Annotated in this window: 13 protein-coding genes; 7 read left to right on the forward strand and 6 right to left on the reverse strand. The window is 62.7% G+C overall.

Annotated elements, in window-relative coordinates; genetic code table 11:
* Positions 1-72: 72 nt before the first annotated feature.
* Positions 73-894, forward strand: coding sequence for an alpha/beta hydrolase (locus PMI20_RS12115; RefSeq protein ID WP_007931628.1), 822 nt, complete (start codon positions 73-75; stop codon positions 892-894).
* Between the two features lie 79 nt (positions 895-973).
* On the opposite strand, the gene PMI20_RS12120 is transcribed toward PMI20_RS12115, so the two are convergent.
* The 3 genes from PMI20_RS12120 to PMI20_RS12130 form a co-directional block, all read right to left on the reverse strand.
* A complete protein-coding gene (locus tag PMI20_RS12120; RefSeq protein WP_007931630.1) occupies positions 974-1,612 on the reverse strand; it encodes a LysE family translocator in 639 nt (212 codons plus the stop codon).
* A gap of 1 nt (position 1,613) precedes the next feature.
* Positions 1,614-2,384 (reverse strand): 2OG-Fe(II) oxygenase, encoded by a 771-nt coding sequence (locus PMI20_RS12125; protein WP_007931636.1) that lies wholly within the window; start codon positions 2,382-2,384, stop codon positions 1,614-1,616.
* Positions 2,385-2,485: 101 nt separating this feature from the next.
* Entirely contained in the window at positions 2,486-3,112 is a 627-nt protein-coding gene (locus PMI20_RS12130; RefSeq protein WP_007931638.1) for an alanyl-tRNA editing protein, read from the reverse strand.
* Between the two features lie 91 nt (positions 3,113-3,203).
* Here PMI20_RS12130 and PMI20_RS12135 point away from each other — a divergent pair, with 91 nt between their 5' ends.
* On the forward strand, positions 3,204-4,187 hold the full coding sequence (locus PMI20_RS12135; RefSeq protein WP_007931640.1) for a LysR family transcriptional regulator: 984 nt from the start codon (positions 3,204-3,206) through the stop codon (positions 4,185-4,187).
* 72 nt (positions 4,188-4,259) lie between these two features.
* Here the strand turns inward: PMI20_RS12135 and PMI20_RS12140 are convergent, their stop codons facing one another.
* The gene (locus tag PMI20_RS12140; RefSeq protein ID WP_007931642.1) at positions 4,260-4,667 is read right to left on the reverse strand and encodes a PA2817 family protein; all 408 of its coding nucleotides are present in this window, start codon (positions 4,665-4,667) and stop codon (positions 4,260-4,262) included.
* 84 nt (positions 4,668-4,751) lie between these two features.
* Positions 4,752-7,199, reverse strand: coding sequence for an acyl-CoA dehydrogenase (locus PMI20_RS12145; protein ID WP_007931644.1), 2,448 nt, complete (start codon positions 7,197-7,199; stop codon positions 4,752-4,754).
* Between the two features lie 245 nt (positions 7,200-7,444).
* Here PMI20_RS12145 and PMI20_RS12150 point away from each other — a divergent pair, with 245 nt between their 5' ends.
* From PMI20_RS12150 to PMI20_RS12165, 4 genes are all read left to right on the forward strand, one after another.
* Positions 7,445-8,104, forward strand: a complete 660-nt coding sequence (locus tag PMI20_RS12150) for a transglutaminase-like domain-containing protein (RefSeq protein WP_007931646.1) — start codon at positions 7,445-7,447, stop codon at positions 8,102-8,104.
* A gap of 42 nt (positions 8,105-8,146) precedes the next feature.
* The gene (locus tag PMI20_RS12155) at positions 8,147-8,770 is read left to right on the forward strand and encodes a glutathione S-transferase family protein (RefSeq protein WP_007931647.1); all 624 of its coding nucleotides are present in this window, start codon (positions 8,147-8,149) and stop codon (positions 8,768-8,770) included.
* A 132-nt stretch (positions 8,771-8,902) separates the two neighbouring features.
* A complete protein-coding gene (locus PMI20_RS12160) occupies positions 8,903-9,835 on the forward strand; it encodes an ABC transporter ATP-binding protein (protein ID WP_007931649.1) in 933 nt (310 codons plus the stop codon).
* Positions 9,832-10,611, forward strand: a complete 780-nt coding sequence (locus PMI20_RS12165; protein ID WP_007931651.1) for an ABC transporter permease — start codon at positions 9,832-9,834, stop codon at positions 10,609-10,611. Before PMI20_RS12160 ends, PMI20_RS12165 begins: the two co-directional genes overlap by 4 nt.
* A 48-nt stretch (positions 10,612-10,659) precedes the next feature.
* On the opposite strand, the gene PMI20_RS12170 is transcribed toward PMI20_RS12165, so the two are convergent.
* Positions 10,660-11,175 carry a DUF2062 domain-containing protein gene (locus PMI20_RS12170; protein WP_007931653.1) on the reverse strand — a complete coding sequence of 172 codons (516 nt, stop codon included), beginning with the start codon at positions 11,173-11,175 and terminating at the stop codon, positions 10,660-10,662.
* A gap of 148 nt (positions 11,176-11,323) precedes the next feature.
* Between PMI20_RS12170 and PMI20_RS12175 the strand changes: the two genes are divergently transcribed.
* Entirely contained in the window at positions 11,324-13,555 is a 2,232-nt protein-coding gene (locus PMI20_RS12175) for a DNA internalization-related competence protein ComEC/Rec2 (protein WP_007931655.1), read from the forward strand.
* The last annotated feature ends 52 nt before the right edge of the window (positions 13,556-13,607 follow it).

Genomic DNA, 13,607 nt, shown 5'->3' on the forward strand with positions numbered 1-13,607 from the left:
TGACGGACACGTCCGCACCAACCGCAGGCCGCTGACCAAGCCTTTTAAACATTCCTTCCATCGGAGATGACCATGACCATTCTCTATCGCGACATGAATCAAGCCCAGCTCGACGCGGCGTATAACAACACCGAGGCAGTGCCGGATTTCCCCGGTATCTACGCAGACTTGCAGGCGCGTAGCGCCAGTTTCTACGCCTCTGTGGCCGGCCGGCTCGATCTGCCTTACGGCACCGGCTCCAGGCAGCGTTATGACTGGTTGCCCTGTGGCAAAGCCGACGCCCCGACGTTCATCTTCATTCATGGCGGGTATTGGCAGAATTGCAGCAAGGAAGATTTCGCCTTCATCGCCGCCGGTCCCCTGGCTGCGGGGTTCAACGTCGTCCTGGCCGAATATACGCTCGCGCCGCAAGCCTCGATGACACAGATCGTCAGCGAAATTGGCAGCCTGCTCGAGCATCTCCACGCCGACGTTGATCACCTGGGTATTGCGGGGCACAAGGTGGTCCTGAGCGGGCACTCGGCAGGAGGCCACCTGGCGATCCAGTTCCGTTCGCACCCATGGGTGACCGATGTCCTGGCGATCAGCGCGCTGGTCGACCTGGAACCCATAAGCCTGTCGTGGCTCAACCAGAAACTGAGTCTCTCGGACGCGGAGATCAATGCCTATAGCCCGCTGCACCATATCGGCAAGGGCGCCCATACATGGGTGGCGGTAGGTGCCGACGAACTGTCGGAACTGGTCCGCCAGTCTGATGAATACGCCAAGCAAGCGTTGGCCCGAGGAGAGTCTGTGCAGCTGATTCACGTGCCGGGCTGCACGCACTTTTCAGTCCTGGACGAAATGGCAAAACCGCAGGGAGTCTTGCTTCAGGCCTTGTCATCCGCCAGCTGATCGTGGATCTGAACTGAGCAAGCCTGTGTCGAGCCGTCAGTTGCTGGCGGCTCGCTTGAGCAGAGCGTTGGGATGCGGCTTACATCGACAGGATCAGGCGTCCGGCGAACAGAATCAGGATCACTCCCATGGTTCGCTCGAACCAGTGGCCCATGCGCATGAACAGCAAGCGTACCCGCGGGCTGGAAAAGAACAGCGCGACGATCACGAACCACAGCGCGTTCACACAACACATCCATACACCGTAGAGCGCCTGCACCTTGAGGGGCGTGGTGGCGCTGATCACCGTGGTGAAAATCGCCAGGAAGAACAGCGTGGCCTTGGGGTTGGTGGCGTTGGTCAGGAAACCGGTCATGAAGGCCTTGGGCAAGGTCTGCCGCTGCACCTGATCGTTGTTCGTGTCGCTGCCCTCGATTGATGTCTTGGGTTTGCTGCGCAACAGGCTGACCCCGAGATAAAGAATGTAGGCGCCGCCCACCACCTTGGCCACGCTCAGCAGCCATGGCGTGGTATGCATCAGCGCACCGACCCCCAGCAGGGTGTACAGCACATGCACGGAAATCCCCGCGCCGATGCCGATGGCCGTGCACAGCCCGACCACCCGGCCAAAGCGCACGCTCTGGCGGATGGTCACGGCAAAGTCAGGCCCGGGAGCCACCACGGCGAGAAAGTGGATGGTCGCCAGGGCCAGGAATTCGCCTAGATAGTTGGAAAGCATTTCAACTCCAGAAGGTCAGGGGGGACGAGCTGCCGCGATAGCCGACAAAAAAGGAAAGACTCAGGCGCGGGTTGGCCACCCCCGGGGTGACTGCGTGCATGCGCCTTGAGTTGAACATGATGAAATCCCCGGGCTCCGGGCGGATCTCCAGCGAGGGTGTGCCGAGCAGGGCGGGCTCGATGCCGTAGCTGTCGCCGCGCATGTCGTCGAACTGGTCCGGGGAAATATCGTGATTCCACATCTGCAGGGCGCCACCCGCGTCGGGCATGTTCAGGTAGAGGTTGCAGGCGAACTGCGCCTCCAGGCTGTGGGCCTGGAAGCTGTCGGGGGCGTCCTTGGCGAAAATGTCGTGATGGGCAAGGAAGCACACCCCGGGTTTCACTACCCGTGACAGGCCAACGTACATCTTGCGCCCGTACAGGTTTTCCAGGTGGGCGCCGGCCGGCCAGGACTCGTCGAGCATGCAGCGTAGGGTGTCGACGGGAGACGCATAGGGCGCGCAACGCGTGCGCAGTTCGGCGATGTTGGCGGTGGCGCGTTCGAAATAGTCTTCGATCAGCAGCGGCTGGTTTTCCGCCTCATAAAACGCCATGCCGATCCGCCCGATGCTGGGGGCGTTGATGTAGCCCTCGAAGCCGGGAGCGAGAATCTTGTCACCCAGCTGGATCGCCTGGGTGTGCGGCAGGAAATTCTTGATGCGCAGGGCGAGCACTTGTTCCTGGGCCAGTTTCTTTATGCACGTCTCATCAAGACGCTCGACGTCAAGCATCATCTGCAGATCCCTCTATCCGATAATCGTCGAACCCGCGCACGCGGGTTTCCCCTGTGTCAGGCGATGCGTCGCGTGATGTGCAAGGCGACACCGCCGATGAATCAGTCCACGTGGTAGTGAACCGAAAGCATTCCTTTCTTCTGCGAGAGGGAGGCGATAGTGACGTTGCCCAATTCCTTCAGGCGCTTCACATGGGTCCCCCCGCAGCCATAGGCGGGAAGCTCGCCGAAACCGATTTCCCGCGAGCCTTCACGCAGCGAGACCAGGCGCGGCAGGTCGGCGGCAATCCAGTGATCGATGCCACTCTGCAGGCTGTCGACGTCGAGTTCCTGCGGGCTGTCCCCGGGCTTGAAGGACACGCGGCCCTCACCAGGCCAGTGATGGGCCTTGACCGGGACCCAGCCGCGGGTTTCGCCGAAATGACCGATCAGGTGCCCGGCCGAGTGCATGCGGGTATTGAACTGGCGGCGCTGTTCATCGACCTGGACCTGGACCATGCCCGGTTGCACCGGCTGGCTGACGTAATGAATGATTCGCTCGGGTTCCTGGACCACGCGCAACACCTGGCTTTCGCCGATCCAGCCGGTGTCGCAGGGTTGGCCGCCGCCTTGGGGATGAAAGATCGTGGCACGCAGGATCACCGCGAATTCGTTGTCCTGCGGGGTGCATTCGAGCACTTCAACGTTGGCCTTGAGTTCATCATTATGAAAAAAGAGGCGAAGCGTCATATTCCGTGCCCTTATTAAAATACCTTTTTTAATTATATGGCGCGGCTGAATTGCGTGATAATCCGTTCAAACCTCAAAGGACTGTTGTGCTGTGAGCATAAATCTCCCCCTTCCGCTGCTGGGCGAAATGGCGATTTTCGTCAAGGTCGTCGAGGTCGGCAGTTTCTCCGAAGCCGCCCGCCAGTTGGGTTCGTCACCGTCGGCGGTGAGTCGCAGCATTTCCCGTCTGGAGAAGGCGCTGGCGACTCGCTTGCTGCAACGCACCACGCGCAAGTTGCGCTTGAGCGAAGGGGGCGAGGAGGTGTTCAAGCGCTGCAGCGAGATGGTCAGCGCCGCCAAGTCGGTGATGGAAATCAGCGGTCAGTTCACCCACGAGGCCGAAGGGCTGGTGCGGGTCAGCGTGCCCAAGGCCGTGGGGCGTTTTGTCGTGCATCCGTACATGCCCGAGTTTCTGCGGCGTTACCCCAAGGTCGATGTCGAGTTGTTATTGGAAGATCGCAACATCGACCTGATCGACGACAACGTGGACCTGGCCATCCGCATCACCGATCGGCCGCCGGCGGGGCTAGTCGGGCGCCAGTTGCTGACTATCGATCATATGCTGTGCGCCACGCCGCAGTACCTGGCCGAGCACGGGACGCCCAGCCATCCCCAGGATCTGCTCAACCACAGTTGCATTTACCTGGGTGAAACCCCCAGCGATGCGCGCTGGAAGTTCAAGAAGGGCAGCAAGTCGGTGACGGTTGGCGTGCGTGGGCGTTATGCGGCCAATCACACCGGGGTACGGCTGGGGGCGGTGCTGGAGCATATCGGCATCGGCAGCTTGCCGTACTTCACCGCGCGGCATGCCCTGGAGCAGGGCTTGCTGGTGCAGGTTCTACCGGACTGGACGTTTCTCGCTTCCTACCATGGCGGTGCCTGGCTGTTGCATTCGCCAACCCGTTACCTGCCGCCGAAGCTGCGGGTATTCATCGATTACCTGGTGGAGTGCCTGGCCAAGGAGCCGACCTTGAGCCGGCAGGGCAAGCAGGAGGCGAAAGGCTACGAACAGCCCGAAGGCGATGGCGCGGGTTGAGCCAGCCGCTCATGGGTAGAAAAAAGGCCCGCCGGTTCAACCGTGCGGGCCTTTGTAGTGTCCGGGCCGGACTCAGTGCTTGCTGTCCTGGGCGGAGAGCGCCAGCAGCTGCTTTTCCTGGTTCCAGTCGAACGGTTCATCATTCTGCTCGGCCTCGTAGCGACGCTCTTCGAGCGCCTGGTACAGGTCGATTTCCTCGTCGGGCATGTAATGCAGGCAATCCCCAGCGAAGAACCACAGCAGGTCGCGCGGTACCAGATGGGCGACCTGTGGATAACGCTGCATCACCTGGCACAGCAGATCCTGGCCCAGGTACTGGCTTTCGATCGGGTCGATCGGCAGCGAGGCGCGCAGTTCGTCGAAGCGTTCCAGGAACAAGGCATGGCTTTCTTCGGGAACCTGCTCGGCTTCACCCACGGCGACCAGGATACTGCGCAAATGGTCGAGCAGGACGAGATGATCGGCGACGACGTTGGACATGACATGAGTCCTCAACAGCAAAACGGGCGCGGGAGTATATAGCTCCCGCGCCCGGTTTCATAATCCGCCTGACGGTCCTGCGCCTTAGCGGGTTTTCCCTTCGCTCAGGGTCAGCTCTTCCTTGGCGAAGTCATCGACATCGATGACTTTGCGGCGGGCGGCTTCAGCCTCGCGCAGGGTCTGGGCTTCGACTGGCTGCAACACGCCGGCCTCCAGCGCGGCGTCGATGGCATGTTCGCCGGCCACCGGTTTGACCTGGCCACTTTTCAGCGCCTCGTGCAGTTTTTTCTGCAGCGGGTGACTGGCGCTCAGCAAGTCGAAGGCGTGTTGCAGGGCGCCGACCGGGTCTTGCGCCGATTGTGGGCGGTAGCAGCCGGCCAGCAGCTCTTCCAGGGTCGGGTCGCCCTTGGCCCGGCCGATGATTGCGGCGACCTCGGCGTCCAGCTGGTCGGACGGACCTTTGTGACGGCGGCCGAACGGAAATACCACCACCCGCAGCAGGCACCCCAGCACCCGGTTCGGGAAGTTCTCGAGCAGTTCGTCCAGGGCCCGTTCCGACTGGCCGAGGCTTTCTTCCATGGCCCAGGTGAACAGCGACCGCAGATGCTCAGGCGAATCCAGGTCGTGGTAGCGCTTGAGTGCGGCAGAAGCGAGGTACATATGGCTGAGCACATCGCCGAGGCGTGCCGACAGGCGTTCGCGACGCTTCAGCTCGCCGCCCAGCAGCATCATGCTCAGGTCGGCCAGCATGGCGAAGGCCGCGGCCTGGCGGTTGAGGGCGCGGAAATAACCTTGGCTGAGCTTGTCCCCCGGCGCCTGTTCGAAGTGCCCCAGGCCCAGGTTCAGCACCAGGGTGCTGGCCGCGTTGCCCACGGCAAAACCGATGTGCTTGAGCAGCAGGCCGTCGAATTCGACCAGCGCCTGATCGTGGTCTTCGCGACCGGCCAGGGCCATTTCCTTGAGCACGAACGGATGGCAGCGAATGGCGCCCTGGCCGAAGATCATCAGATTGCGCGAGAGAATGTTCGCGCCTTCCACGGTGATGAAGATCGGCGCGCCTTGCCAACTGCGGCCCAGGTAGTTGTTCGGGCCCATGATGATGGCCTTGCCGCCGTGCACGTCCATCGCGTGGCCGATGCATTCGCGACCGCGCTCGGTCAGGTGGTACTTGAGAATCGCCGACAGCACCGAAGGCTTTTCCCCCAGATCGACCGCATTGGCCGTGAGCATGCGCGCGCTGTCCATCAGCCAGGCGTTGCCGCCGATGCGGGCCAGGGCTTCCTGGATGCCTTCGAAGGCATTGAGCGGGACGTTGAACTGCTCACGCACCTGGGCATACTGGCCGGTCACCAGGCTGGTGAACTTGGCCGCGCCAGTGCCGACGGCCGGCAGGGAAATGGAGCGGCCGACCGACAGGCAGTTCATCAGCATCATCCAGCCCTTGCCGAGCATTTCCTGGCCGCCGATAAGGAAGTCCAGGGGAATGAACACGTCCTTGCCGGAGTTCGGACCGTTCATGAAGGCAGCGCCGAGCGGCAGGTGGCGACGGCCGATTTCCACGCCGGGGGTGTCGGTCGGAATCAGCGCCAGGCTGATCCCCAGGTCTTCATCGTCACCCAGCAGATGGTCCGGGTCGTAGGCCTTGAAGGCCAGGCCGAGGAGGGTGGCGACCGGGCCCAGGGTGATGTAGCGCTTTTCCCAGTTCAGGCGCAGGCCGAGGGTTTCCTCGCCTTGCCACTGGCCTTTGCAGATCACCCCGGTATCGGGCATGGCGCCGGCGTCGGAACCGGCCAGCGGGCCGGTGAGGGCGAAACAGGGGATATCGTCGCCACGGGCCAGCCGCGGCAGGTAGTGGTTACGCTGTTCGTCGGTGCCGTAATGCAGCAGCAGCTCGGCCGGGCCGAGGGAGTTGGGGACCATCACGGTGGACGCCAGGTCGCCGCTGCGGGTCGCCAGTTTCATCGCCACCTGTGAGTGGGCATAGGCGGAGAACCCCTTGCCACCGAACTCCTTGGGGATGATCAGGGCAAAGAAACCGTGTTGCTTGATGTGCTCCCAGGCGGCGGGCGGCAGGTCCATGGACTGGCCGATCTGCCAGTCGCTGACCATGGCGCACAGCTCTTCGGTGGGGCCGTCGATGAAGGCCTGTTCCTCTTCGCTCAGTTGCGCTTTCGGGTAGGCCAGCAGCTTGTCCCAGCCCGGACGGCCGCTGAACAGTTCGCCGTCCCACCAGACCGTGCCGGCATCGATGGCGTCGCGTTCGGTTTGCGACATCGGCGGCAGGACTTTCTGGAACCAGCTGAACAGCGGGGCGCTGAAGTACTTGCGGCGCAGGTCGGGCAGTAGCAAGGGCGCCGCCACCGCGGCCAGCAGTACCCAGAAGATCAGCAGCAGCCAGCCCGGTGCACGGCTGAAGGCGCCCATGGCCAGCAGGTAGACGGCCACCACACCCAGGGCGGGCAGGGGCGCAATGCGGCGGTGGGCCAGGTAGGCAATACCGACCAGCAGAACCAGTATCCACAACAACAGCATATTTAATCCTCCGTGAAACCAGGGGCAAAATCACCCACAGAGCTTAGTCGGCATCCGACAAAAGGGGTGACAGGGCAGTGCGCTTGCAGCGGTAAGAAGAAGCGGACGCAGACGTCAGGCATCGGGTCAGCAGCGTGTCGATCTTGTCAGGCTCGAAGCGGCAGCCTCTGATATTTGGCCGAAACGTCGTTATCGCTGGGATGAGGCCGTCGTTAGACTCGGGACTTCACTCGGAGATCATCCCCATGCACGAGTACCTGAGTCCCAGCCGCTTCATCGATAGTGACCACCCCGCGGTGGTGGAGTTCGCGGAAACTCATCGTGGCGCCAGCAGCGATCCGTTGGAGCAGGCTGTGAACCTCTATTACGCGGTGCGCGAGGCCGTGCGCTACAACCCCTACACCTTCAGTCGCGACCCCGAGACCCTGCGTGGCAGCCATGCCCTGGCTACCGGCGAAAGTTACTGCGTGCCCAAGGCCACCCTGCTTGCCGGCTGCGCGCGGCATTGCGGGATCGCCGCGCGGATCGGCCTGGCGGACGTGCGCAATCACTTGTCGACCCCGCGTTTGCTGGAGTTGCTGCGCAGTGATGTGTTTGCCATGCATGGCTATACCGAGCTGTACCTGCAAGGACGCTGGGTCAAGGCCACGCCGGCGTTCAACCGGAAACTCTGCGAGATGTACGATGTAGCGCCACTGGAATTCGATGGCCGTCATGACAGCGTGTTCCACCCGTTCAATCGCCAGGGCGAGCAGATGATGGAATACGTGCTGGACCACGGACAATTCGCCGACGTCCCCGAGACCTTCTTCTTCAAACACCTGGAGAAGTGTTATCCGCATCTGTTCGCCGAGCAGATGCCGTTGCTGCTGGGCGACATGCAGAGTGATTTGAGTCAGGTCTGATCCGGCGTAGACTGCCTCGGCATTCATCACTGAGGAGCGGTCATGCTGAAGATCTGGGGTCGGAAAAACTCGTCGAATGTCAGGAAAGCATTGTGGTGCGCCGAAGAGCTCGGGCTGACCTACGAGGCGGTGGATGCCGGTGGTGCCTTCGGTGTGGTGGATACCCCGGAATATCGGGCGATGAATCCCAATGGGCGGATTCCGCTGATCGAGGACGACGGCTTTGTGCTGTGGGAGTCCAACACCATCGTGCGTTATCTCGCTGCGCGCCATGCCGCCGGCACGGCCTGGTACCCGAGCGATGTACAGGCGCGGGCTTCGGCCGAGAAGTGGATGGACTGGACCACCTCGACTTTCGCCGAGCCCTTCCGACACCTGTTCTGGGGTGTGCTGCGCACGCCGGCACAGCAGCAGGACTGGGACAAGATCAATGCCGCGCTGAACAGCTGCGGCGAACTGCTGGCTGTGGTCGACCAGGCCCTGGCCGAACATCCCTACCTGTCCGGCGAGGAAATCGGCATCGGCGATATCCCTCTGGGCAGCTTCATTTATGCCTGGTTCGAAATGCCCATCGAGCGCCCGCAATTGTCTAATCTGCAAGCCTGGTACGCCCGCCTGCAACAGCGTTCGGCCTACCGCAAGGCGGTGATGACTGCGTTGACTTAATACTGACTATCAATACGGGTGACTGTACTTGTGCGGCGTCGGCAAGCACCATTGGGTGTATCCGGCGCCGTTGCAATGCAGGCGGTCCGCCCTTACCTATAATGTTCTCCCTTCTTGGTGCGTAAATCCGATATGAGTTCCGCTCTGTCCATCCGGCAGCTAACCAAAACCTACGGCAACGGTTTCCAGGCCCTGAGTGGTATCGATCTGGATGTCGCCGAAGGTGACTTCTTCGCCTTGCTCGGCCCTAACGGTGCCGGCAAATCCACTACCATCGGCATCCTCTCGACCCTGGTCAACAAGACCAGCGGCACGGTGAATGTCTTCGGCCATGACCTGGACCGCGAGCCCGCCGCGCTCAAGCGCTGCATCGGCGTGGTGCCACAGGAATTCAACTTCAACCAGTTCGAGAAGACCTTCGACATCGTGGTGACCCAGGCCGGTTACTACGGTATCCCGACCAAGGTCGCCAAGGAGCGGGCCGAGCAGTACCTGACCCAGCTCGGCTTGTGGGACAAGCGCGATGTGCCGTCGCGCTCGCTGTCCGGCGGCATGAAGCGCCGCCTGATGATTGCCCGCGCCCTGGTGCACGAGCCGCGCCTGTTGATCCTTGACGAACCGACTGCCGGCGTGGACATCGAGCTGCGCCGTTCGATGTGGACCTTCCTCACCGAGCTGAACCAGAAAGGCATCACCATCATCCTCACCACCCATTACCTGGAGGAGGCTGAGCAGCTGTGCCGCAATATCGGCATCATCGACCACGGCACCATCGTCGAGAACACCAGCATGCGCCAGCTGCTCAGCCAGCTGCATGTGGAAACCTTCCTGCTCGACCTGAAGACCGACCTGAAGGTGGCGCCGCAACTGATCGGTTATCCAAGCAAGCTGCTGGACAGCCACACCCTGGAAGTCCAGGTCGACAAAGCCGTGGGCATCACCGCGCTGTTCAGCCAGTTGGCCCAGCAGAACATCGAAGTGCTGAGCCTGCGTAACAAAACCAATCGCCTTGAGGAGCTGTTCGTGTCCCTGGTGGAGAAAAACCTGTCGAAGGTGGCGGTATGAGTTCCGAGCTACGGCCCAACCTTGTCGCGCTGAACACTATCGTCTATCGCGAAGTCCGGCGTTTTACCCGGATCTGGCCGCAGACCCTGCTGCCGCCGGCGATCACCATGGTTCTGTACTTCGTGATCTTCGGTAACCTGATCGGTCGGCAGATCGGCGACATGGGTGGTTTCACCTACATGGAGTACATCGTGCCGGGCCTGATCATGATGTCGGTGATCACCAACTCCTACGGCAACGTGGTCTCGAGTTTCTTCGGCAGCAAGTTCCAGCGCTCCATCGAGGAGTTGATGGTGTCGCCGGTGTCGCCGCACACCATCCTTATCGGCTACACCCTGGGCGGTGTCCTGCGGGGGTTGGCGGTGGGGGTGATCGTGACCCTGCTGTCGTTGTTCTTCACCCACCTGCAGGTGCATCACCTGGGCATCACCTTGCTGGTGGTGGTCCTCACCGCGACGATCTTTTCCCTGTTGGGCTTTATCAACGCGGTGTTCGCGCGCAACTTCGACGATATCTCGATCATCCCGACCTTCGTGCTGACCCCGCTGACCTACCTGGGCGGGGTGTTCTACTCCATCACCCTGCTGCCACCGTTCTGGCAGACGGTGTCGCTGGCCAACCCGGTGCTGCATATGGTCAACGCCTTCCGTTTCGGCATCCTCGGGGTTTCCGACATCCAGATCAGTGTGGCCATTACCTTCATGCTGGTGGCGACCGTGGTCCTGTACTTCGGTTGTGCCCGCCTGCTGGTCAGTGGTCGCGGCATGCGCCAGTAAGCCCGCGCAGAAACGACAACGGCCTCCCTCGGGAGGCCGTTTGCGTTTCTACAGTCGGCTCTGCTTGCGGCGGCGCCATTGCCGGCTGACCCACCAGCGCCAGTACAGCATGGTCAGGCAATAGGCGAGGGCGCCCAGCACCAGGCCAGCCACCAGCGAGCCCAGCAGGAAGGGTTGCCAGAGGGTCGAGAGTTCGCCGCTGATCCATTCCCAGGTCAGCTCGTCGGGCAGGGTCCGGGCGGGTACGTTCATCAACCAGGCACCGATCTGATAGGTGCAGAAGAACACCGGCGGCATGGTGATCGGATTGGTCAGCCAGACCAGGCTCACGGCAATCGGCATGTTGCCGCGCACGGAAATGGCCAGCACGGCTGCCAGCAGCATTTGCGCCGGGATCGGCATAAAGGCCGCGAACAGGCCGACCGCCATGGCGCGCGCCACGGAGTGCCGGTTGAGGTGCCAGAGGTTGGGGTCATGCAGCAACGTGCCAAGAAAGCGTAAGGACTTGTGTTCCCTGATGCTGGTCGGATCTGGCATGTAACGTTTGAATAGGCGCCGGGGCATAAGGCTTCTCGGTCAGTTCAAGCGGCAAGTATGCCCGGATTCTAGAAGGCGCCCATTCAGACTTTGTGACAAATGATAAAGCCGGCGCCCGGTCCGCTGAGCTAAGCCAAGGAGTGACAACACTCAAAAACTGCTCAAGGACGGGCTTATGCGCACAGGGATGCTGGCGTTGGCGGCGGGGCTTTTGTGCCTGCGCTTTTTGCCGGCGCTACCAGCGATCGGATGGCTGGCGGTGCTACCGGTAGTGGCCTTGATGCTGTTGCCGTTTCGCACCTATCCATTGGCCCTTTTTCTGTTGGGCCTGGCGTGGGCCTGCATCAGCGCGCAATCGGCGCTGGATGATCGTTTGGCGGAACCGCTCGACGGGCAGACTCGCTGGCTCGAAGGTCGAGTGGTGGGGCTGCCGCAGCAGGCCGAGGGGCTGGTGCGTTTCGAGCTGGAAGACGGGCGGGCGCGGCGCGGCCGGATCCCGCAACGCCTGCGCCTGGCCTGGTATGGCGGGCCGCCGGTGCACAGCGGCGAACGCTGGCGCCTGGCGGTGAAGCTCAAGCGACCTGCCGGCCTGGTCAATCTGCAAGCCTTCGATCATGAGGCCTGGTTGCTGGCCCAGCGCATCGGCGCCACGGGCACGGTCAAGGATGGGCAACTGCTGGTTGCCGCGGAGGGCGGCTGGCGCGCGCGCATTCGCCAGCGCTTGCTGCAAGTCGATGCCCGCGGGCGCGCCGGCGGCCTGGCGGCCCTGGTACTGGGCGACGGCTCCGGGTTGAGCCAGGAAGACTGGCGTGTCTTGCAAGACACCGGGACCGTGCACCTGATGGTGATTTCCGGGCAGCACATCAGCTTGCTGGCCGCAGTGATGTACGCCCTGGTGGCGGGGCTGGCCCGCTACGGCCTGTGGCCCGGACGCTGGCCCTGGCTGCCCTGGGCCTGCGGGCTGGCATTCGCCTCGGCCCTGGGGTACGGGTTGCTGGCGGGGTTCGATGTGCCGGTGCGCCGTGCCTGTGTGATGGTGGCCCTGGTGCTGATCTGGCGCCTGCGCTTTCGCCACCTGGGTGCCTGGTGGCCGTTCTTGCTGGCATTGAATGCGGTGCTGTTGTTCGAGCCGCTGGCCAGCCTGCAGCCAGGCTTCTGGCTGTCCTTTACCGCGGTGGCGGTGTTGATCCTGATCTTCGGTGGGCGTCTGGGAGGCTGGCGCTGGTGGCAGTCCTGGACCCGCATTCAATGGTTGATCGCCATCGGCCTGTGCCCGGTGCTGCTGGCGCTGGGGTTGCCCATCAGTCTCAGCGGGCCGCTGGCCAATTTGCTGGCGGAACCCTGGATCAGCCTGCTGGTGCTGCCGCCGGCGTTGCTCGGCACCTTGTTCCTGGCGGTGCCTTACCTGGGCGAAGGCTTGCTCTGGCTGGCCGGTGGCTTGCTGGACCTGCTGTTCCGCGGCCTGACCCTGCTGGCTGCCCAGTGGCCGGCGTGGGTAGCGCCGGCCATACCGCTCTGGGCCTGGAGCATCAGCGCGCTGGGAGCCTTGCTGCTGTTGCTGCCTGCGGGCGTGCCGCTGCGTCCCTTGGGCTGGCCGATGCTGCTGTTGGTGGTGTTCCCGCCGAAAAACACGCTGCCATATGGCGAGGCGGAAGTCTGGCAACTGGATGTCGGGCAGGGCCTGGCGGTGCTGGTACGGACTCGCGAGCACGCGATGCTGTATGACGCCGGTCCGCGTTTGGGGGACTCCGACCTGGGCGCGCGGGTGGTGCTGCCGTCCTTGCGCAAGCTGGGCGTCGCGCGCCTCGACCTGATGCTGCTCAGCCACGCCGATGCCGATCATGCCGGTGGCGCCGAGGCCATTCAGCGAGGCTTGCCGGTGGCCAGGCTGGTCAGCGGCGATCCCGAGGGTTTGCCGGCATATTTGCCGGCAGAGCCTTGCGCCAGCGGCGAGCAGTGGCAATGGGACGGGGTGCGCTTTTCCCTGTGGCAATGGGCAGGTGCGCAGAACGGTAACCAGAAGTCCTGCGTGATGCAGGTCGAGGCCCAGGGCGAGCGTTTGCTGCTGACGGGGGATATCGATGCCCTGGCCGAACGTGCCTTGCTGGATACCCCGCTGGCCGTCGAGACCCGCTGGTTGCAGGCGCCGCACCACGGCAGCCGCAGCTCGTCGTCCGTGGCCCTGCTCAAGGCCCTTGCGCCCTCGGCGGTGCTGATCTCCCGTGGGCACGGCAATGGGTTTGGGCATCCGCACCCGCAGGTCGTCGAACGTTATCGCCAGCAAAGGAGCGCCATTTACGACAGTGCGGAGCAGGGAGCGCTGCGGCTGATGCTGGGCACTTACACCGAACCGACGAGCCTGCGGGCGCAGCGACGCTTTTGGCGCAAATGGCCACTATCTCCTTAAATAACCGAGAGTTATTAAAGCCTGAAGGCATGCGACATCAGGTTCTTCGGTG

The organism is Pseudomonas sp. GM17 (assembly GCF_000282175.2).
GTDB lineage: Bacteria > Pseudomonadota > Gammaproteobacteria > Pseudomonadales > Pseudomonadaceae > Aquipseudomonas > Aquipseudomonas chlororaphis.